This is a genomic window from Bacillota bacterium (genome assembly GCA_013178305.1).
Taxonomy (GTDB): Bacteria; Bacillota; Sulfobacillia; order JABLXB01; family JABLXB01; genus JABLXB01.
In genome coordinates this window covers 24,567-45,590 of record JABLXB010000004.1, presented here as the reverse complement: position 1 = coordinate 45,590, position 21,024 = coordinate 24,567, and the positions used below count along the sequence as shown (strand labels likewise).

The following is a 21,024-nucleotide window of genomic DNA, read 5'->3' as shown; positions in this document are numbered from 1 at the left end:
CTCAGAATCTGCTTGACAAGGTGAGATGACGATGCTAGGGTGAAAACGAAGGCCCCTTGAGGACATAGGGCAAGCATAACGACCTTGAAGCCCGCTGATGGTCCCAGGTGGGCGTTCTCGCTTGATTGCAGTGAAATTTGGCCGAATCCGTGATGACGGGGGTGGTAGCTGTGTTCTACCTGTCGAGCTTCCTCGGCACCAAGGTAGTTGACCGTAAGGGAGCATTTGTCGGGAGTATCTCCGACATGGTGATCAAGGCGCACAACCCGTCCGGCACGGTCGTAAAAGCAGTTGTGTCGTCGGGAAAGAAGGGCGAGGCGTTCGCCGTCCAGTGGCAGCACGTCACGGCGTGCGACGAGGCGATCATCCTATCGGTTGACCGCGAGGCGCTACCGGCCTACGTCCCAGACGAGGACGACATCCTGTTGAGGGACAACATCCTCGACAAGCAGATCATCGACATAAAGGGTATCCGGGTTGTGCGCGTGAACGACGTCGCGCTGGCGCGGCATGAGAACTGCCTCAGGGTCGCCGGAGTCGACACGGGGTGGCGTGGGGCGCTGAGGCGCCTGGGCCTGCTGCGCGCCGCGAACCTCGTCGGGCGGGCGGCGGGGTGGGTTGCCCCCGAGAGGCTGGTTCCGTGGAACTGCGTCGAACCGCTGGCCGGCGCGCTCAGCCCCATCACGCTGACGGTCCCGTGGAAGAAGGTCAGGCATCTCCACCCGGCCGACCTGGCCGAGATCGTGGACGACCTCGACGCTAACGAGAGACGGTCGCTGTTCAACGCCCTCGACGATGAGGTGGCGGCGCAGACCCTGGCCGAGGTCGAGGAGCCGAAGATCCAGGAGTCGATACTCGACACACTCGGCCACGAGAGGGCGTCCGACCTCCTCGAGGAGATGCCGCCGGATGACGCGGCGGACATTCTAGGTGATCTGCCGCCGCACAAGGCGCAATCACTGCTTGAGGCCATGGAGGACGACGAGGCTGCGGAGGTTAAGTCGTTGATGCACTACGACGAGGACACCGCCGGCGGTCTCATGACCACCGACCTCGTGAAGATACCTGTGGGCTTCACCGCGCAGCAGACGATCGAATACTTAAGGCAAATCCAGCCCGGCGCGGACACCGCTTATTACCTGTACGTGGTTGACGAGTCAGACCGGCTGACGGGCGTGCTGTCGCTGCGCGATCTCGTCGTAGCGCCCCCCGAGGCGAACGTCGGAACGGTCGCCGAATGCCCGGCAGTGTGTGCGACCGTCGATATGGACGCCGACGAGGTTGTTGAACTGATGGCGAAATACGACTACCTGGCGCTACCTGTCACCGATCGCGACGGCGCGCTCAAGGGCGCGATAACGGTGGACGATGTCATGGATGTGGCGCTCGAGGCCAAGCCCCGCCGGCGGGGCTGAATACCGGCGGTGTAAGTGCGGCCCCCCGGCGACCGGTGTGGCGGCATGGATATACGATTGCATGCAAGGAGCGTACCGCAGGTGTTCCTGCGTGCGCTCCTTGCATTTCAGTCATGGGCCGTCTAGTGAACGAACGTCTGCACGAGCATAACTGCGGTCAGAGCCACCAGCACTGCAGCCTGGCTCCAGGTTATTATGTTCTCGAGCTGGTTGTTCGTGTGGTTACCCATGATCTTACAGTTGTTGATTATTCTCAGCATGAAGTAGAGTATCAACGGCAGGAGGACGCCGTTCACTGTCTGTGAAAACAGCATTATCTTCATGAAATCGACATTGGGCATCAGGACCATGGCGGCCCCTATGGCGACCATGGCGGTGTAGAGCCAGTAAAACGCGCTCGACTCACCCGACTTGACTTCGAGGCTCCCCTCGAAGCCGAGTGCTTCGGCAACGGCATACGCAGTGGTCAGCGGGAGTATGGAGGCCGCCATTATCGACGCATTGATGAGCCCCGCGGCGAACAGGAGGCCGCAGTACTTCCCCGCCAGGGGTGCCAGCGCAACAGCCGCCTGGTCTGCGGTATCGATGGTTATACCCTTGGGGAAGAGAACTGCCCCGCACGCGACCACAATGAAGAACGCCACGAAGTTGGTCAAGAAACTCCCGATATACGTGTCGATCCTCTCCATCGGCAGGTCCTTCACCGTCAGGCCCTTGTCCCTGATGGCCGACTGCTGGTAGAATTGCATCCACGGCGCTATGGTCGTTCCGATAATGGTAATTGACATCGTGACGAAGGCGGGGTCCCACGAGAAAGTGGGCCTCACCATGTCGGTGAGAACCCCGCCCCAGTTGGGGCGCGCGAGAACGCCCGAGATGACGTAGGTGCCAAACAGGATACAGAAGGCCATGTAGAACCTTTCGACAACCTTATAAGATCCCCGGACCACCAGCCACCATACGCCCAATGCACACAGCGGCACCGAGATGTATCGCGAGACCCCGAATATTTCGAAACCCGCCGCTATACCGGCAAACTCGCCGGCCGTATTGGCCAGGTTGGCGGCAATGAGCGCGAGCATAGCCAGCACGGTAATACGTATGCCAAAGGTCTCTCTTATGAGGTCGCCCAGGCCTTTACCTGTGACGGTCCCCATGCGCGCACACATTTCCTGTACAATGGCCAGGCTGAACGTGATTATGAAGAGTATCCACAACATGCGGTAGCCAAAGCGCGCTCCCGCTGCGGAATAGGTAGCTATGCCGCCGGCATCGTTGTCGACGTTCCCTGTTATGATTCCCGGTCCGGCGACTGCGAGGAAAACCAACAGATTGTGCTTGAGCGTTGCGAACCTGTTCTTCATTCCCGATACCCCCCGGGGCGGTCTACACTCCGTTCAACCTCCGTTTTTGGCCCCAGTGAATTCTGGCGGCTACCGTGGGGGCTCTACGAGTGACTACCATCGCCTGGCTCGTCTTGCGGCCGGTTAGCTCGCCGATTCTCAGCGCCACTTACTAGACTACGCCCGGCATTGCCCCAAGTCAAGCAAATTGATTTAATGTGATCGGCATGCTTTTCGTAACCCGGCCTTGGCCGGAGGTGGGCATTCTGAAGCGTGAATCCCGTATTGTATACATGAACGGCCGGTTCGTGACCCTGGACGACTCGCGCCCCAGCGCCGGGGCGGTGGCCGTGCGGGGCGGGCGGTTCGTGGCCGTGGGCCCGACAGCCGGGGCGCTTGAGGCTGCGGGGCCGGGCGCAAGCGTGTGCGACTTGCGCGGGCTCACCGTCGTCCCGGGATTCATCGACTCGCACTTGCACTTCGCTTCGTATGGTCTCGGGCTGCAGGACGTCGACCTTTCGGGCGCGGCGTCGGTGCGGGAGATACTCTCCCTCATCGGTCGCCGCGCCTCGCTATCGGCTGCGGGCGAATGGGTGGTGGCCCACGGCTACAACCACCTGGCGCTCGCGGAGAGCCGGCATCCCAGTCGCACCGAACTCGACTTCGCTACGCCGCGGAACCCCGTCTACCTGAGGCACTCCTCGGGCCACCTGTGCGTGGTCAACAGCGCCGCACTGCGCCTCGCGGCGATCGACAGGGAAACCCCCGATCCGGAGGGCGGCGTGATTGGCCGTGACGCTGCGGGAGAACCCGACGGCGTCCTCCACGAATCCGCGCAGATGCTCGTAAGGCGTCTCAGGCTGCCCCACGCGAGGGATCAGCTCGTGCGGGCGATAGCGCTGGCCAACGCTGAGCTGGTGAAGCGCGGGGTGACGAGCTGCCACGAGGCGCGCGCGGGGAGGCTGGCTCCCGACGAGGTCGAGGCCTACATCGAGGCGTCCCGCCGGGGCCTGCTCCAGATCAGGGTACACCTCATGGCCGACGGCACCACTGGGGCCGGTGGGCGCCCATCCCCGGAGTGGGCCGCTCTGCCCGGCGACGACCGCGCGCTCTCGGGCGGCACTGTCAAGTTCTTCGCGGACGGCTCCATCCTGACGGGCACCGCGGCTTTCTCGGGGGATGGCAGGTGGGCTCCGGTGAGGCTGGGAGAGATCGAATCGCTCCGCGAGGCCGTGCGAAACGGCTGGAGGGTTGCTGTACACGCCATCGGCGATCTCGCAGTCGACGCTGCGGTGACGGCCATTGCCTCGGAGGCGACCGGGGGGCGGAGCCGCGCAAAGCGGCACCGGATCGAACACTGCGGCTTGCCCTCACGCATCGCCGTCGAGATGATGGCGCGGATGGGAATCATGGCGGTCGGTGAGCCGTCTTTCGTGGCGGGAAGCGGCGACGATTACGAATCCCTCCTCGGGCGCGCCAGGGCCGAGCGGCTTTTTCCCGTTGCATCCCTCCTCCGCGCGGGGATCCGCGTTGCGTTTGGGACCGACCTGCCGGCGTCGAGGTCCACACCGGTCAGGGCGATCCACGACGCCGTGAACCGGTCCACGCCTTCAGGTAACGTGCTCGGGGGCGGCGAGAGAATAGGCGCCCTACAGGCCTTGAGATGCATGACCTCTGAGGGCGCCCACGCTTCGATGGAAGAACGCATCAAGGGCGTCATCCGGCCCGGGATGCTTGCCGACTTCGCCGTGCTGTCGGACGACATCACCCGGACGGCCCCTGAGTCGATCGGGCAAGCAACCGTCGTGGCGACCGTGATCGGCGGGGAGCCGGTTTTCGGGGCGCCGGACCTGGGCTGGTAACCAGGTATGAAACCGGCCGGCGCCCCACGCTGGATCGTTGACCGCGCGACAGCGTCAGGCGCGGCGAACGGCGCTACTTGATGAGGTAGGACGCCTCCACGGCGACCGAGAACTTCAGCGTGCCCGGCAACACCGGCATGGGCGCGGGCTGCGCCGACTCCAGCGCCTTGGCCGCCCTGTAGACTATGGGCGGTTCTCCCGCTTGCTCGTCCACGCTGACACTCTGTACTCCGGTGATCTCCTGGTTCGTCCTGGCGGCGATCTGCTCGGCTTTCTTATGCGCGTCCTCCACCGCGAGGTCTATCGCCTGCTGCTTGGCCTTCTCCGTATCCTTCAGTGAGAACGCAACGCTCTGCACCTCGTTCGCGCCCGCCTTGACCGCCTCATCGACGATTTCACCCACCTGGTCGAGCTTCTGCGTCGTTATCGTCAGGAGCGATTCGGATGCGTAACCTACTATCTTCGGCGTCCCGCGATAGTCGTACACAGTGTTCAAGCTCACCCTCGAGGACCTGATGTCGGACTCGGGGATGCCGAGTTTCTTCAGGGCGGCCACCACGTCGTTGATGATCGCGGCGCCGGCTGCCTGCGCCTCCTTGGCGGTACCCCGCTGCACCCTCATCCCCAGCGTTATCGTGGCCGTGTCCGGCTTCACGTCCAGCGTGCTCGTGCCCCTGACCCTGATCGTCTTCGCGGGTGAAGCCGAGTTTACGGTGACGCTGGGGGTCCTGTTCATGGACATGACCCCGAAAACCAGCGAGATTACGGCGACCGCGAGTACGGCCAGCATGATTGGGTCTCTTTGTGTGGACATTTCGTGACCCCTCCCGTCGTAGCGCCTGCAGGCTGCTGGCTATTGGACGGAACGGGAACCGTTTGGTTCCGGAGGAGCACTACTCCGTCTTACGCTCGGTGTGGAGAGAGTCGAGGACGAACCGCTTGACGTACGCGGTGAACGCGGTGGAGGGATTCTCGAAACCCAGGCCGGTTAGCCAGCCTGACAGGGTCTGCTGCACCCTGTTCACGACGCATTCGACCTCACCGAACGCGTCCCAGCCCGGGGAATTGACTGTCACGCCGATCGTGAGGTGCTCGGGGAGCTCGATGGGCGTACTTATACCCAGCCCGGACAGCCCGAGGTCGAGACAGATACCGGTCCCGACCCCTTTCGATTCGGTTAGGTCGTGCTCCAGGTACCTCAGGAGGCGGTAAGTGACGTTGGCCTGGAAAGGGACCCGGACGGACCGGCGGCGTTCGCGGTGCTCGACCAAGCCCGACGGGAACATCCTGATTTCTTCGGGCGAAATCCGGACGGCGAACCCGCCGAGGGCGCGCACACCGGACATCGTGTAAACCTGGGCTCTGAAGCACCCGTGATGCGGACACGGGGTTCCCGGCGGGATAGTGACTCCGAACAGGTTCCCGCGCACAGTGAGGTTGCCCGAAACCCTGTGGGCGAACTCACTGTCTGTGAAATAGAGGTCAACCTTCGCCCCGGCAGACTTGCCGAGGACTCTCATGTGGAATTCGCGCGGTCCGCCCCCGGTCGAGTTATCCATGGATTTCCCCTAACCGTGTGACCGCTTGCCCGTCACTATGTCCATCGAAACCTCAATAACCAGGGTTTTCTCGGTGGCTGCCCTGCTGACGGTGCCGGAGGTCTCCGGCGCGTACTTCCGCGCGAGCGCCTCAAGCGCTTCCATCTTCCTGCCGGTGTCGTCGACTATCGTCGCCCTGCCGAAGGCGACGACGCTGCGGTAGACGTATGACAGCTCGCAGGCCGTCGCTGCCCCCACGATCCCGCCGGCGTCGAAGACGGAAAAGCAAACGCCGGCTTGCCGGCGTATTGCGTCGATCTTGGCGCCCTGCCTGGCGCAGTGGATCACGACCCTGTCGCCCAATACGGCGAAGTTGACCGGAATGGCATACGGACGGCCGTCATCCAGTACGACGGCGAGCGTGCCAACCTCGGCCTTTTCGAGCAGTTCGCGCGCGCCCTCCGCGTCCATCGCCTTGTCCTTCCGGCGAAGGTGACCTGCTCCCGTGGGCTTCACGTGCTCGCTCATAGTTACCTCCCGCTGCATTTAGCGCCGCCCTGTCCCGCCGCCATACTTTATGCCAGCCTGAGGGCGAAGTCAGGGCAGACCGGGTTGCAGTACCCGCATAGGAGACATTTCCCGTAGTCCACCACGGCCTTACCATCGACAACCCTTATCGCCTGGCTCGGGCAGGCTCTCTCGCAGGTGCCGCAGCCCCTGCACCATTTCTGCACCAACAGTCTCTTGTTATGCTTGCCGATTTTCGAGCGGATCTCCTCGGGGACGGGTCTCCCCTCGTACGCTGCGATGTTGGCGTCGACTTCATCGTTCGACAGCATACCGATGGCGATCGAGGTCACACCGGGCATGTCGCGTACAAACCGTATCGCCTCGTCGTACCGGTCGACCAGGTGCCCCCCGGCGAGCGCCTTCTGAGCGATGACCGCCTTCCCCCTGGAAAGTGCATACTGAATTGCCTGGATCATGTCCTCTCTCGAACCGTCCATGATACCCACGCCGGCCACGTTGATTACAGGCATCACCACGTCGATCTGTGGGACATCGGCGGCTATCCTGAGGAGCTCCACCGAATGCAACGAAATGCCTGCGGCGCGGATGAGACCCTCCTTCTTTGCATCGACGAGGCAACGCAGCGCATCACGCCTCTCGGATAAGACGGTCAGAGGCACCCGTGCGGCGTGGAGGTACATTATATCGACGTGGTCGATCGCCATCTCGGCGATGGCCTCCTCGATCGCTTCGCGCATGCCTTCGTAGGTGGCCGCGTACGACTTGCTGGCGATTACCACCTTTCCACGGTGCTCCAGGAGGGCTTTCTTGATGTGTGGGTAGGTCTTGTAGGCCTGAGCGGTATCAATGCAGCTTATGCCCTTTTCGAGGGAGTGCTTGATTATCGAAGCCCCCTGGGCGAGGCTCATGTTGACCTGCAGGGGTCCCAGGGGGAGCGTCCCGTAGCAAAGTCCGGTCATCTTGATTCCTGTCTTACCAAGGTAGCGCTGCTCCAACAATGGTCACCCCCGGAATGATTCACTCCCGCCGGCAAGTGTTCCATGCCGTCACGACGAAACCCTGCAAGTGGTCCGCTTGACACCCGGCTTGCTCGCGGATAAGATCCCTGATTGGAAACAAGGCCGTTGGAGGAGGTATCCGGCATGCCCACCTACGAGTACGAATGCGCCAGGTGCGGCAGGTTCGAACACTGGCAGAGTATAACCTCGGAGCCGCTGGGTGAATGCCCGAAGTGCGGTGGCTCCGTAAAGAAGATCATATCGGGCAACGTGGGTATCATCTTCAAGGGTTCGGGGTTCCACGTCACCGACTACCGCAGCAAGAGCTACTCGGAGAAGGCCAAGGAGGACGCCCCGAAGGATCCGGGCAAGGCGGATTCATTGAAGAGCGGGAATGACGAGTAACCGGACCGGCGGTCAGGCGACCCGGCAGGCGGGCGAGTCTTACGTCTGGTCCGGGGCTGTGACGGGCGCCTGCGCCCGATCGGCGGGGACCCTTGGACCGGTGAGGCGATCATACGCCGCGGCCAGCGTGGGCCAGGCGCCCCAGAACAGGGTCGCCACCAGCCCGGCCGCGAATCCGTTGTTGTAGAGGTTCATTCCACCGTGGAGCCACCCCACGTTCGTCACCACGGCGGTATGCACGATCCCCGCGAGGAACCCTGCGAACGGGCCGAACATACCGGCGACCGGCGCCAGGGCGGTCCCAAAGAGGGCCGCAAGGATCACGCCGGGCGTGGATGGCTGGAGACCCAGTATCCAACCGCCCGCGAGCACACCCATCATTATCGGCAGTACGTTCCGGGGATGCTTCCCCATTGCGGCGAAGCCGACCATGGTGAGAAGACCGCCGACCGTCGGGCCGTTGAACACACTGCCTGTCACGAGGATGTAGGTACTCCCCATCAGCCCCACTGTGCCCATGTTGAACAGGGTCGAAGGCCACCCGGCGATTTGCACGAAGTCCGAGGTGAGTTTCCCGGAGGACGCCAGTATCCGGCCGTAGTTCTTCGTCAGCGAGTCCTTTCCCGTGACGTACGCTACCATGCAAAGCCCCACGAACAGCAGCGTGAACAACCACCCCAGCCAGCTCGACCAGTGGACCGACCAGATCAGCACCGGGTCGAACTTGCCGGTGAAGCGCACCTTGAACGCATAAACGATACTGCCTACGATTCCCGCGGTAAAGCCTATGTTGTACAGGTTTAAACCGTTATGGCAGTGGTAGAGGACGGGCCTCAGCGGGGGCACGAGGAATCCAGTAATCACACCCATCAGTATTCCGGTGGGAAGGCCCAACCCCAGGCCGAATGCCGCCTGGCTCACGACGGGAGCAAGCGCCGTCGCGAACATGGCGGGTGTCAGGTAGTTCCTGAACGCCTTCCCCTCCGCCAGGCTGTAGAGGTACACCCCGCCGATGAGCGGGAATATCGTGATGAGGTTCTTCCCGAAGAACGCGAACCCCGTCATGGTCAGCACACCCGCCACTTCGGTACCGGACGGCCGTATGCCGCATATCGCAGCGAGGAGCACACCCGCCAGTCCGACCGCCCCGGCGTTCACGAGCGCCGCGCCGACGCCGCCCACCATCACGTAGTCGGTAATCAAAAGTCCGGGGCTCAGCACGACCTTCTTCAGGCCCTCTGCGAGAACCCCGGACTCAACGACGATACCGGTGAGTATCAGGAATAACTCAAACGCGGCGAGGACAACGGCTTCAGGGTATACCCGTGGAGTCTGTCTCGGACGCATCGCAACCCCCTGGCGACGCCCGGCGCGCACACGGCGGGCGGATTGATGAGGTTGTGAACATGTTCACTTTTAGCTATACAATCAATCTAACAGATGAGGCGCGCACCGGTCAATCACTCTTTTGGGTAGGACGGCCCGGGAGACGGCCCACCCGCGCGGCACTGCGACGTGCTACCCCGCGAGTTCAAATCGCTTGTGAAGCGCCCTCACGGCGTCCGCGAGTCGCTTCCTGTCGATTATGCACGATATCCGGGAACCGGAGGTGCTTATCATCTGTATGTTTATGCCGATCTCGGCCAGCGCCTCGAACATGTCCGCGGCTATCGAAGCGTCCTGAGTGATCCCCGCCCCAACCACGGAGACCTTGCCCACGTCGTCCTCTATCACCAGCTCTTTCCCGCCGATCTCCCTGCATATGCTCTCCGCGGCCAGCTTCGCCGAGGGGAGATCCTCACGAGAGACCGTGAACGCGATGTCGTTGACGGCACTCTGCGCTATGCTCTGGATGATCATGTCCAGCCGGACTTTCTCGCGGGCGAGCGAGCGGAATACCCTTGCGGCGATGCCGGGGACGTCCGGCACCGACTTGAGTACGATCTTGATCTCGTCGGCGTTGTGGGTTATGGCCCTGACAAGCGGCTCCTCCATGCCTTGCGCCTCCCTTATCCAGGTTCCGGGGTTGTCGTTCATACTGTTGCGGACCAGTATCGCCACACCGTACCGCCTGCCGAACTCGATCGACCTGAGCTGCATGACTTTGGCCCCGAGCCCTGCCATCTCGGCCATCTCGTCGTAAGGGATCTCGGGTATAAGCCGCGCGGACGGCTCGATCCGCGGGTCGGCGGTGAACACCCCATCGACGTCGGTGAATATCTCGCAGCTGCTGGCCCCGAGCGCGGCCGCCAGCGCCACCGCTGTCGTGTCCGAACCGCCGCGGCCGAGCGTCGTGACGTCGCCGCTCGGGTCCACGCCCTGGAAACCGGCCACTACCACGACTTTACCCTGGTCGAGGTGTCTCATGATTGTCTCGCGGTCTATACGCTGGATCTTTGCCTTCGTGTGGGATCTGTCCGTGATGATCCCGACCTGCGCTCCCGTCATCGACACTGCGGGGACACCGAGGTCGTTCAGAGCCATGCACAGCAGCGCTATGGACACCTGCTCGCCCGTCGCGAGCAGGACGTCCATCTCGCGTTTTCCGGGGTCGGAGGATACCTGCCTCGCGATCTCGATGAGTTCATCAGTAGTCCTGCCCATGGCCGAGACCACGACTACCACACGATTGCCCTGTTCGTGGGCTTTGGCGACCCGCCTCGCGACGTTCTTGACCCTGTCGGGGTCGGCCACCGAACTGCCCCCATACTTCTGCACGATTGGGGCGGGCGTGTTGCCTGCCACCAGCCGGGCACCGTACAGATCGAGACCGAGCTCCATGATCCGGCACGGGACGCCCTTTTCGGTGAACACCTCGAGGATGGCGGCTTTCACTCTTGAGGCGTGGCCGTCGGTGAAAACCAGCAGCGATGGTCCCGAGCCGCTCACGGCCGCTCCCTTCGCGCCGGCCCTCCGGGCGGCTTCGATCGCGTCCTTGAGCTCGGGAGCGAGCCCGCTCCTGTACTGCTGGTGGAGCCTGTCCTCGGTGGCCCATTCGAGGACCTCGGACCGGCCCGTAACCAGCCCTCCGACCAGGGCCGCGGCGCGGCTGATGTTGAATATGGCGTCCTCCATCGGTACCTGCTGCGGCAGGACTGCGCGCGCTTCCTCGGTCCTCAGTTCCTTGTCGGGGATCACGACCAGGACGTTTGAGCCGAGCGGGGGTTCAAGCCTCATGTACCGCACGCGTCCGGATTCCACGGTGGATATCACGAACCCGCCGAGGAGAGCGGGGGCGACGTTATCGGGGTGGCCCTCGATCTCCGTGGCCAGGTTGAGCAGGTCTTCGGTGCTGAGGGCGGCGCCCGCCAGTTCATTGGCGGCGACCAGGCCGGCAACTATCGCGGCGGCGCTGCTGCCGAGCCCCCGCGTGAGCGGGATGTTGTTGGTGGCCCTGATCCGCAGGCCTTTGGGCCTATATCCGGTTCGTTCGAAGACCTTCCGCATCGACGAGACGATGAGGTTTCTCTCGTCCCGGGGGAGCCTCGACTCACCCTCGCCGCCGATCTCCAGGTTGAGGCCTTCCCCGCCCTCCTCTACCTCCAGGTAGTTATAGAGGTTCAGGGCGATGCCGAGCGCGTCGAACCCAGGACCCATGTTCGCCGAAGTCGCCGGCACCCTCACGTTGACCGCCATCACAACACCCCCAAACACAAAAACCCGTCCCGGTCAAGGGACGGGTTTGACCCCGCGGTTCCACCCTGGTTGGCTCTCGAGCCCAACTCTCAGGCACAACTCTGATTAGCGTTGACGCCTTGCACTGTAACGGTGCAGTCCGTCGGAGCCTACTTGCCGGCCGTATCGCGCCGTCGCCGGCTGGGCCGGCCAGGGACGCGTCTCCAGCGGTTTTCGGTCCGCAGCTCGGGGGCGGATTTCCGCGCCTTTCGGAATCCCCGCTCGCACCGGGCGCCGGCTGGGCACCCGCGGGGTTCTCTGCTTCCGGAACGGGGCGCGTACTTCTCCCTTCATCGCCTTTGCATATTGCGGTTATTCTAGCACTCGCTGCCTGAGCGCGTCAATGGGTCGAATTGCCCTTGTGGTCGGACTGTGATATTGTCACCCGTCAACCGGCTTTGGCCTGCCTCCGTGAGATATCGCGATAGAGATGCAGCAGCTCCTGGTCCACCAGGGATCGCTTGAGTTCGATTGCGGAGCTCTTCACGGCGGCTAGTAGCTCCGCGACAGTCTTCTCATCCGCCGTTATTCCGTAGTCCTGGAGCCGGCGCTTTATAGCGGCGGTGCCCGAATGCTTGCCGACAACGATCTTCCTCTCGAGCCCCACCTCGGCCGGGTCAAACGCCTCGTAGTTGCCGGGGTTCTTCAAAGTGCCATCGACGTGAATCCCCGATTCGTGCGCGAAAACCGACGAACCCACTATAGGCTTGGCGGGATGAACGCCTCTTCCAGAGGCCAGCCCAACGTATTCGGACAGCTCCTTGAACGATCGCGTTTCGATGTTGGTGTGGTATCCAAGGACGTGTTTAGCGGACATCACGACCTCCTCGAGCGGGGCGTTTCCTGCCCGCTCTCCCAGGCCGTTCATCGTGACCCCGGCGTATCTGGCCCCTGCCATCAAGCCGGCCAGCGTGTTGGCCGTAGCCATCCCGAAGTCGTTATGCATGTGCATTTCGATCTCCAGCCCGCGCACGGTGTCGAGAAGCCTCTTCACCTTCTCGTGGGTAGTAAACGGATCGAGGATGCCCACGGTGTCGCAGAAGCGCACCCTGTGCGCTCCGGTCTCGACGACCACCCTGCAGAACTGAGCCAGGAAATCCTCGCCGGCCCTCGAGCCATCCTCGGCACTGACGGACACATACAGGTCATGCTTTCTCGCCAGATTGACGCACTCCGCAATCTGGCGCAGCACCCAGGCCCTGTCCTTCTGCAGTTTCGTCTCTATCTGCAGGTCGGAGGTGGAAATGGAAATGGCCACCGCATCGACCCCGCACCTCAGACACTGCTCCACATCGCGTACCACCGCTCTGGTCCAGGCCATAATGCTGGCCTTCAGGCCTGCGCCGGCGATCTCGCTGATGGCGCGCTCTTCCTCTGCACCGATTGCGGGGATGCCTACCTCGAGTTGATCGACCCCTACCTCGTCCAGCATCTCGGCAATTCGCCTTTTCTCCCTCGCCGAGAACACCACGCCGGCAGCCTGCTCACCGTCGCGAAGGGTGGTGTCTACCAGCTTGAGTGTCTTGCGGTCCAGGTCGCTTCCGTTCATGATAGCCCTCCTCCAGTTCGGGGAATCTAATCTTCCCATTGACTGGCATGCATGGATACTTGTATACTGGTATACAATGCGAACGAAGCGACGTCAAGACCTTTTTTAGAAATGCCTGGGGGAGGGACCATTATGGGCAGCACGCTGGCCGAACTCATCATCGGCAACGCGGCGGGGAAGACATTGAGGGCAGGGGACCTCGTGGTAGTGGAGGTTGACCTGGCCTACGTTCAGGACGGGACAGGACCTCTGACCCTGGAAAGGCTGTACCAGCTCGGCGGGGTGAAGGATCCCGGGAAGATGGCGGTATTCATAGACCACGCCTCGCCCAGCCCGCGGCTGGAACTGTCCAACGATCACCGCGGCCTTCGCGAGTTCTGCTCGAAGACGGGCGCCATGCTGTTCGATGCCGGCTGCGGCATATGCCACCAGATTGCGGCCGAGAGCCTGGTGGGGCCAGGCGACATCGTCGTAGGCGCGGATTCCCACACGGTGATGGGAGGGGCTCTGGGGGCGTTCGCAACGGGAATGGGCTCCACCGACGTCGCCGTGGCACTGCATACCGGAATGGTCTGGCTCAGGGTGCCCGAGACCATTCGAGTAAACCTCATGGGGTCGTTTTCCAGGGGCGTATGCGGTAAGGACCTGGCCCTTTTCGTGATAGGAACCCTTGGCTCTGAGGGGGCCAACTACATGTCGCTGGAATTCGCGGGGCCCGGCGTGGCGGCCGTGGACATGAGTGACCGGCTTACCGTGGCCAACATGGCAGTTGAGTGCGGTGCGAAGGCAGGCCTGTTTCCCTCCGACGAGGTCACTCTGGAATACCTTCGACAAACCGGCAGGGCCGGTGACTACCTCCCACTGGCGCCCGCCCCTGATAGTCCAGTGACGTTCAACATCGACATAGACCTGGACACCCTCGGCCCTCTGGTAGCCATGCCCGACAGCGTGGACTCGGTGTTCCCCGTAGAGGACGTCACCGGGACCCGCGTGGATCAGGTCTTCATCGGATCGTGTACCAACGGAAGGCTGGAAGACCTGCGCGTGGCCCGCGACATCCTGCGCGGGCGCCGCGTGGACCGCGGTGTGCGGCTCGTGGTTATCCCCGCCTCCAGAGACGTGTTCCTGGAGGCGACGCGTCTCGGGTATACCGCGGATTTCATTGAAGCCGGGGCGCTCGTCCTATCTCCCACCTGCGGCCCCTGTGTGGGGGTGCACGCAGGCGTGCTGGGAGACGGCGAGATGTGCCTCAGCACCCAGAACCGGAACTTCAAAGGCAGGATGGGAAACCCCAAGGGGCGCATCTGCCTGGCGTCGCCGGCTGTAGCGGCCGCCAGCGCTCTCACGGGCTACATAACCGATCCCAGGGAGGTACTGTAAATGATACTCAGAGGCAAGGCGTGGAAGTTCGGGGACGGGATAACCACAGATCACATCGCGCCGGGACGGTATTTTCACCTCAGGTCCAACCTGCCGGAGCTCGCGCGGCACGTCCTGGAGGATGCGGATCCCGGGTTCGCCGGGAGTGTCCGGAAGGGCGACTTCATCGTGGCAGGCCGGAACTTCGGCCAGGGTTCTAGCCGCGAACACGCGCCGGTCGTGATCAAAATGGCCGGCGTTGCCGCCGTGCTGGCGAGCTCGGTGGCACGGATATTCTTCAGGAATGCAATAAACGTAGGACTGCCTGTGCTCCTTTGCGACACCAGTTCGATTCTCGCAGGCGACGATCTGGAGGTGGACCTCTCCAGGGGTACGATCCTGAACGTCACACGAGGCTCAACCCTGGTGGTGCAACCCCTTCCCGGCGTGATGATCAGGATACTCAACGACGGTGGCCTCGTGGAACACGTGAAGAAGAATGGTGGGTACGCACTATGAACGACCGCGCTGAACTAGACGCCGCCCGCTACCGGAAGATATCCATCGAGGGGGGCCGCCTCAATGTGCCGGACCACGCGATCGTCCCGTACATTGAGGGAGACGGCGTGGGCCCTGAGATCTGGGAGGCTACCAGCATGGTTCTGCGCACCGCTGTCCGCTGCGCGTACAATGGGGAGCGCTCCGTGCGTTTCGTTGAGGTGCTGGCGGGCCTGAAAGCACAGATTCAATGCGGGAACCCATTGCCTGCCGAAACGCTGGCGGCCTTCAGAGAATACGTCGTAGGCATCAAGGGGCCGCTGGAGACGCCTGTGGGGGGCGGGATCAGGAGTCTAAACGTGGCCATCAGGCAGGCGCTGGACCTTTATGCCTGTGTACGCCCCGTAAAGTACCGTCCCGGGGTACCGAGCCCGCTGCGATACCCCGAACGCGTAGACGTAGTGATATTCCGCGAGAATACCGAGGACGTCTACGCCGGAATCGAATACCCTGCCGGAAGCGGCATGGTAGATGACCTGCGGGAGTTGATAGGCCCCGCCATCGCGGGGGATTCGGCTGTGGGCCTGAAGATCATGAGTCGTGAGGCATCGAAGCGCCTCGTAAGAAAGGCAATCCAGTACGCCCTCGACAACGGAAGGCGGAGCGTCACCCTGGTTCATAAAGGGAACATCATGAAGCACACGGAGGGAGCCTTCAGGAATTGGGGCTACGAGGTGGCAAGGGATGAATTCCCCGGCCGCGTGGTGGAGGAGGGCGACAGCAAGGAAGGACATGGCAGAGCGAACGAAGGGACGATCGTCATCAAAGACCGCATTGCCGACAACATGATGCAGCAGCTGCTCCTTCATCCGGAGGAATACGACGTCATCGCGACCCCCAACCTGAACGGCGACTACATCTCGGATCTGGTGGCCGCTGAGGTCGGGGGTCTTGGGATAGCTCCGGGAGCGAATGTGGGAACCGGGTGCGCGGTTTTCGAGGCCACTCACGGCACGGCCCCTGACCTCGCGGGCAAAGGCAGGGCTAATCCCTGCTCTCTCATCCTTTCCGGCGTAATGATGCTGGAGCACCTGGGCTGGAAGGAAGCGGCCTCGCTGCTTGAGAAGGCTTTGGAACACGTTATCGGCGGTGGGGTGCTGACCGACGACCTTGCCGGCGGCCGCGGTGTTTCAACGTGGGAATTCGCGCAGGCGCTCGCCGGGGCTGTAGCGGATGCCGGCGCGGGTTGGTGAGCTAAGGCTCCCCGCGCGTGGCCTCCGCACGCGGGGACTGGGGTCGTGGGGAATGCGCGATCGTTATGCTTGACAGGATTGCTTCGTATTCCACGGCCCCGGTAGTATCCCTTCGGAGACGGAATTCGGCCCTGGGTATGACCACGGTGACCTCGTGCGGGACACCCACGGAGGAAGACCTGTCAAGCGTGATTCTAGAGAAGGGCAGGCACACCTGGACCCTATCCCGCCACAGTGCGGACAGGGTCAGGCGGAACCAGGAGGCGACCCGGGAAGCGACCCGGGGGAGAAAACCACCCTCCTGCAAGCGATAGAGCCTCCCAGCTTATGCGGCATGTCGCGGCGCGCCGGCCGGCTGCAAGCGGGCAGCCGCGCCCGTTATGTAGATTATGAGGGGGCGGCGCGGGTTGTTCGCGCTTCTCGCGTTGATAAGCTGCCACCGGATAGATATATTAGTATAAGGATGGAAATCCGCGGAGGAACGCAGGGTCCGTGCAGCGGGGGTGTGTTCGAATGTCGGTGTACGACCGCGCTCACGAGCTGGCCATGGCGGTACGCGAGAGCGAGGAATACAGGGAGTACGACAGGGCTCGCCGGGGCATTGCGGCCGCGGAGACGGCGCGGTCGATCTTGAGGGACTACAGGATGGCCCAGCTCGAGGTGCAGGCGTTCAGGCTGTCGGGGAAAGAGCCGCCCGAGGCCAAACTCAAGGACCTCGAGAGACTGTCGGGCATTGTGGAACTGCACAAACCCATCATCGATTTCCTGAGAGCCGAGGGCAGGCTCCTCACGCTGGTGGGAGACATCCAGAAGATCCTCGGCGATGCGCTTGACCTGTGGGATTACGGTGAGGGTTCCGGCAAGTGAACCGCCGAAAGGGGTAGTAACGTGCGATACGAGGGACGCCTTCGCGACCCGATGGTGGACAGGCTGTTCGACGCCATACTGTTGCTCAAGGACAGGGAAGAGTGCTACATGTTCTTCGACGACCTGTGTACCATCGGCGAGATAAAGGCAATGGCGCTTCGCCTCGAGGTCGCCAAGATGCTAGACGCCGGAAGGACCTACGAGGAGATCGCGCAGGAAACCGGGATGAGCACCGCCACGATAAGCAGGATAAAGAGGTTCCTCGCATACGGCTCCGACGGCTACAGGCTCGTCATCGACAGGCTATCGGGGAGGGACGAGGCCGGCGCTTCCGAGCGGTAGTTCACGGGACCGCGAATGGCCCCGCACAGCAGCGTGTCACCCCATTCCTGCTGCGGGCCTCCACCTTTTAGCCGAATTCCCGGCATTGACGGTTCCCAGGACCGGTGTTAGACTGACGGTGTGTTTGGCCTATTAACGTATTAGCATAGTAAAGTAATAAAGCACGAACAGAGAGCGAGCCGGCGAGATGGTGACCGGCGGAAGGCGGAGATGAGGTCATGTTGGAGAACGGCTTTCGGCCATTACCCGACGGGATGAGGGACCTGCCTCCCGAGGATGCGTCAATCCAAAGATACGTCGAGTCGGTGGCGGCGCGCGTCATGGATTCATGGGGGTTCACCGAAGTCATCCCGTCGACAATACAGTTCAACGATGAGGTGTCCTCGGGCCCCGGCAAGTACATCGAGGCCAAGACGTACAAGTTCTCAGACAGGAGGGGCAGGGTACTAACCCTCAGGCCTGAGATGACCGTGCCCGTCGCCAGGATGGTCGCCACGGGTGGCTGGTCGTTCCCCGCGAAGGTTTGGTACAGGGGCAGCGTGTTCAGAATGCAGGAGGACAGGTCCAGCAGGCCTCATGAGTTCACGCAGGTTGGAGCCGAGGTGTTTGGACTCTCGGACCCGCTGGCGGACGCCGAAATTGTGGCCGTGTGCGCGGATTGCCTCCGCGCCGCCGGTATCGGGGTGTTCAGGATCGGCATAGGTGACGTGAGGGTTACCAACCGCCTGCTGGAGCAGGCCCGATTGGGCGGGGAAGCGGTAACGCAGGCGCTCGAGGCCCTCCAGCGCAGAGACATGGTCCTTCTCAAGGGAATCCTCGGGGACGCCGGAGCGTCACCCGCGGTGATAGACCGGATCATGGAATGGCTCAGGCCCATCCCGCTACGGGAGGCCGTCGAGTCGGGTATCCTCGAGGACGACACCTGCTCGTGTATCCGCGGGGTGGTCGAGGGCCTGCGGTCGTTCGACATAGACCGCGTGGCGTACCTCGACATGAGCATAGTCAGGGACATGACGTATTACACCGGAATGGTGTTTGAGGTTTACGGCAAGGGCATCGGCCACGCAGTGGGGGGTGGGGGGAGGTACGACGGCCTGCTCGAGAGGTTCGGCATCTCGCAGCCGGCGACCGGATTCGCGCTCGGTGCCCCCGAGGTCGCGGAGTTGATCCGGGAACAGGGCGGCACGGCGCCGCGCAAGTCCGTCACGCTGGTAACGGCGTCACGCGGCACCGCCTCTCAGGCCGCATCCCTCGCGCGGTCGCTCAGGGCGAGGGGGCAGAGGGTCAGGTTCGACGGCGATCCGGTATCGCGCGAAGAAGCCGCGAGGCGCGGAGCCGCCGTGGGGGCAACGTCCGTGCTGTACGTGACGCCTGCGGGGTGCGAGGAGGTCTGCGGCGAGCCGGGGCTGCCGGGCGTCGCCTGGGCCGCGTGGCTTGCCCGCTACTCGGAACTCGCCGGAATTCACTGACCGGCTGCTGCCTGGGAGGATTGACCGTGGAACAGATAACGATCGCTCTGGCGAAAGGCCGGCTTCTCGAACCCGCCGTCGACGTACTGCGGAAGGCGGGGGTCTGGAAAGGTGGACCCCCGGCGACGGACGGAATTGTGCTCGATCGTGAGGGGCTGCGCGTCATCGTCATAAGGGACGACGATGTTCCCACGTACGTCGCGCTGGGCGCCGCCGACATGGGCATCGTAGGGAAGGATGTGCTGTTGGAGCAGGGGAAAGACGTTGTCGAACTCGGGGACCTCGGTATAGGGCGGTGCCGGCTCGTCGTGGCGGCCCCAAAGACCCCTCGCAGGCCCCAGGGATCACTGCTGAGGGTGGCCACAAAATACGCCTCGCTCGCCGAGTCTTTCCTCTTGCGCAAGGGCTACCCGTTCCAGGTGATAAGGGTGCACGGGGCCACCGAGCTCGCTCCGGCTATGGGCCTGTCCGATGCGATAGTGGACCTTGTCCAGACGGGAAAGACCCTCGAGCGAAACGGGCTGGCGGAGATAGAGGAGATACTCAGCTCGTCGGCGAGACTCATCGTCAATCCCGCCAGCTACACAATGAAGCAGGAGCAGATACGCACAATGGCTTCGGCCATAACGGCTGCAGCCCGCAACGGAGGATCCGGCAATGAAGGTACTTGACGAACGGGAGTTCGTGTCGTTCCTCGCCGAAAAAAGGGCGTCGGCGTCGGATCCGGGGCTGGTGAAGGGCGTCGCCCGCATCCTGGAGGACGTCCGCAGCCGCGGGGACGCGGCGCTCGTCGACTACCTCAGGCAGTTCGACGGGGTCGAACTCGACCCCGCCAGCCTCGAGGTGTCGCCCGAGGAGTTCGATTCGGCCTACGCGGCTGTCGACGAGGCGACCCTGGAGGCGATTCGCTACTCGGTCGGCAGCGTCACCGAGTTCCACAGGAACACGAGGACCGGTTTCACGCGGCTTTATCCGTCCGCCGGGGGTCTCCTGGGCCGCGTATACCGCGCCCTGCCGCGGGCGGGGCTGTACATCCCGGGCGGCCGCAAGCCGTACGTTTCAACCGTGGTCATGACGGCCGTCCCCGCGTCGGTAGCGGGAGTTGGGTGCATCGTAGCTTGTACCCCCCCAAGGCGCGATGGTTCCGTGGACCCGCACGTGGCGGTGGCGTGCCGGGAAGCGGGCGTGGACCGGCTGTTCAAGGTCGGAGGCGCTCAGGCCGTGGCCGCGATGGCTTACGGCACGGACACGGTGCCGAGGGTCGACAAGATCGCGGGCCCGGGCAACAGGTACGTTACCGCCGCGAAGCGGCTGGTGTTCGGCGACGCCGGCATCGATACCCTCGCCGGGCCCAGCGAGGTGGCGATCATCGCGGACGATTCGGCGAACGCTTCCTGGCTGGCGCTGGACCTTCTGGCCCAGGCGGAGCACGGCGCGGATTCTGTCGCTGTGTTGTTCACGCCTTCCCGGGTCCTGCTTCGAACCGTAACGCAGTCGATCGACGCGGAGGCGGGTTCGTTTGGGCGGGATGCCCCCTCTGTTGTGGGTGTCCTGACGGAAAGCGTGCTTCGAGCGGTGGACCTCGCGAATGAATTGGCGCCGGAGCACCTGCAGGTTGCGGTCGAGGACCCCGTTGGGCTGCTGCCCCTGATTCGCGCGGCGGGAGCCGTTCTGCTGGGGGACTATGCGCCGGCGGCCCTGGGGGATTACGTCGCAGGACCGAGTCACGTGCTGCCCACCGGCGGCGCCTCGCGGTTCTCCAGCGGGCTGACCGCCGACGATTTCCTGGTTTCTTCCAGCGTGATATACATAACCCCGGAGTGCGTGGGTCCGGCTGTGGATATGGGAGCCAGGCTCGCTGACATCGAGGGCTTTACGTATCACGCCTGCGCACTGCGCGCGAGGACCGGCGACTGAGGA

At 63.2% G+C, this 21,024-nt stretch carries 17 protein-coding genes and 1 pseudogene; 10 read left to right on the top strand and 8 right to left on the bottom strand.

The window, feature by feature from the left end; all coding sequences use genetic code 11:
• The first annotated feature begins 137 nt into the window (after positions 1-137).
• Positions 138-1,415 (top strand): CBS domain-containing protein, encoded by a 1,278-nt coding sequence (locus HPY55_10185; GenBank protein ID NPV70997.1) that lies wholly within the window; start codon positions 138-140, stop codon positions 1,413-1,415.
• A gap of 122 nt (positions 1,416-1,537) precedes the next feature.
• On the opposite strand, the gene HPY55_10180 is transcribed toward HPY55_10185, so the two are convergent.
• On the bottom strand, positions 1,538-2,779 hold the full coding sequence (locus HPY55_10180; GenBank protein NPV70996.1) for a divalent metal cation transporter: 1,242 nt from the start codon (positions 2,777-2,779) through the stop codon (positions 1,538-1,540).
• A gap of 206 nt (positions 2,780-2,985) precedes the next feature.
• On the opposite strand from HPY55_10180, the gene HPY55_10175 reads away from it, so the two are divergent.
• Positions 2,986-4,620: an amidohydrolase gene (locus tag HPY55_10175; GenBank protein ID NPV70995.1), complete on the top strand. Its 1,635-nt coding sequence runs from the start codon at positions 2,986-2,988 to the stop codon at positions 4,618-4,620.
• 73 nt (positions 4,621-4,693) lie between these two features.
• Here the strand turns inward: HPY55_10175 and HPY55_10170 are convergent, their stop codons facing one another.
• The 4 genes from HPY55_10170 to HPY55_10155 form a co-directional block, all read right to left on the bottom strand.
• Positions 4,694-5,434 (bottom strand): SIMPL domain-containing protein, encoded by a 741-nt coding sequence (locus HPY55_10170; GenBank protein ID NPV70994.1) that lies wholly within the window; start codon positions 5,432-5,434, stop codon positions 4,694-4,696.
• 79 nt (positions 5,435-5,513) lie between these two features.
• Complete coding sequence (locus HPY55_10165; GenBank protein NPV70993.1) at positions 5,514-6,179, bottom strand: PilZ domain-containing protein; 666 nt, start codon at positions 6,177-6,179, stop codon at positions 5,514-5,516.
• Positions 6,180-6,188: 9 nt separating this feature from the next.
• Positions 6,189-6,686: a pyridoxamine 5'-phosphate oxidase family protein gene (locus HPY55_10160; GenBank protein ID NPV70992.1), complete on the bottom strand. Its 498-nt coding sequence runs from the start codon at positions 6,684-6,686 to the stop codon at positions 6,189-6,191.
• 47 nt (positions 6,687-6,733) lie between these two features.
• On the bottom strand, positions 6,734-7,684 hold the full coding sequence (locus HPY55_10155) for a 4Fe-4S binding protein (GenBank protein NPV70991.1): 951 nt from the start codon (positions 7,682-7,684) through the stop codon (positions 6,734-6,736).
• A gap of 147 nt (positions 7,685-7,831) precedes the next feature.
• On the opposite strand from HPY55_10155, the gene HPY55_10150 reads away from it, so the two are divergent.
• On the top strand, positions 7,832-8,092 hold the full coding sequence (locus tag HPY55_10150; GenBank protein ID NPV70990.1) for a hypothetical protein: 261 nt from the start codon (positions 7,832-7,834) through the stop codon (positions 8,090-8,092).
• Positions 8,093-8,131: 39 nt separating this feature from the next.
• Here the strand turns inward: HPY55_10150 and HPY55_10145 are convergent, their stop codons facing one another.
• From HPY55_10145 to nifV, 3 genes are all read right to left on the bottom strand, one after another.
• Entirely contained in the window at positions 8,132-9,439 is a 1,308-nt protein-coding gene (locus HPY55_10145) for a DUF1576 domain-containing protein (GenBank protein ID NPV70989.1), read from the bottom strand.
• 171 nt (positions 9,440-9,610) lie between these two features.
• Entirely contained in the window at positions 9,611-11,728 is a 2,118-nt protein-coding gene (locus HPY55_10140) for an aspartate kinase (GenBank protein ID NPV70988.1), read from the bottom strand.
• A gap of 427 nt (positions 11,729-12,155) precedes the next feature.
• Entirely contained in the window at positions 12,156-13,316 is a 1,161-nt protein-coding gene (gene nifV / locus HPY55_10135) for a homocitrate synthase (protein NPV70987.1), read from the bottom strand.
• A gap of 132 nt (positions 13,317-13,448) precedes the next feature.
• Between nifV and HPY55_10130 the strand changes: the two are divergent.
• From HPY55_10130 to hisD, 7 genes and pseudogenes are all read left to right on the top strand, one after another.
• Positions 13,449-15,194: pseudogene (locus HPY55_10130) on the top strand (3-isopropylmalate dehydratase large subunit).
• On the top strand, positions 15,191-16,426 hold the full coding sequence (gene icd, locus HPY55_10125; protein NPV70986.1) for an NADP-dependent isocitrate dehydrogenase: 1,236 nt from the start codon (positions 15,191-15,193) through the stop codon (positions 16,424-16,426). The pseudogene HPY55_10130 and the gene icd overlap by 4 nt, the downstream one beginning before the upstream one ends.
• 513 nt (positions 16,427-16,939) lie before the next feature.
• The gene (locus HPY55_10120) at positions 16,940-17,293 is read left to right on the top strand and encodes a hypothetical protein (protein ID NPV70985.1); all 354 of its coding nucleotides are present in this window, start codon (positions 16,940-16,942) and stop codon (positions 17,291-17,293) included.
• A 51-nt stretch (positions 17,294-17,344) separates the two neighbouring features.
• Positions 17,345-17,635 (top strand): hypothetical protein, encoded by a 291-nt coding sequence (locus HPY55_10115; GenBank protein ID NPV70984.1) that lies wholly within the window; start codon positions 17,345-17,347, stop codon positions 17,633-17,635.
• A gap of 218 nt (positions 17,636-17,853) precedes the next feature.
• Positions 17,854-19,104 carry a hypothetical protein gene (locus HPY55_10110; protein NPV70983.1) on the top strand — a complete coding sequence of 417 codons (1,251 nt, stop codon included), beginning with the start codon at positions 17,854-17,856 and terminating at the stop codon, positions 19,102-19,104.
• A gap of 20 nt (positions 19,105-19,124) precedes the next feature.
• A complete protein-coding gene (locus HPY55_10105; protein ID NPV70982.1) occupies positions 19,125-19,775 on the top strand; it encodes an ATP phosphoribosyltransferase in 651 nt (216 codons plus the stop codon).
• Complete coding sequence (hisD, locus tag HPY55_10100) at positions 19,762-21,021, top strand: histidinol dehydrogenase (protein NPV70981.1); 1,260 nt, start codon at positions 19,762-19,764, stop codon at positions 21,019-21,021. The genes HPY55_10105 and hisD overlap by 14 nt, the downstream gene beginning before the upstream one ends.
• The last annotated feature ends 3 nt before the right edge of the window (positions 21,022-21,024 follow it).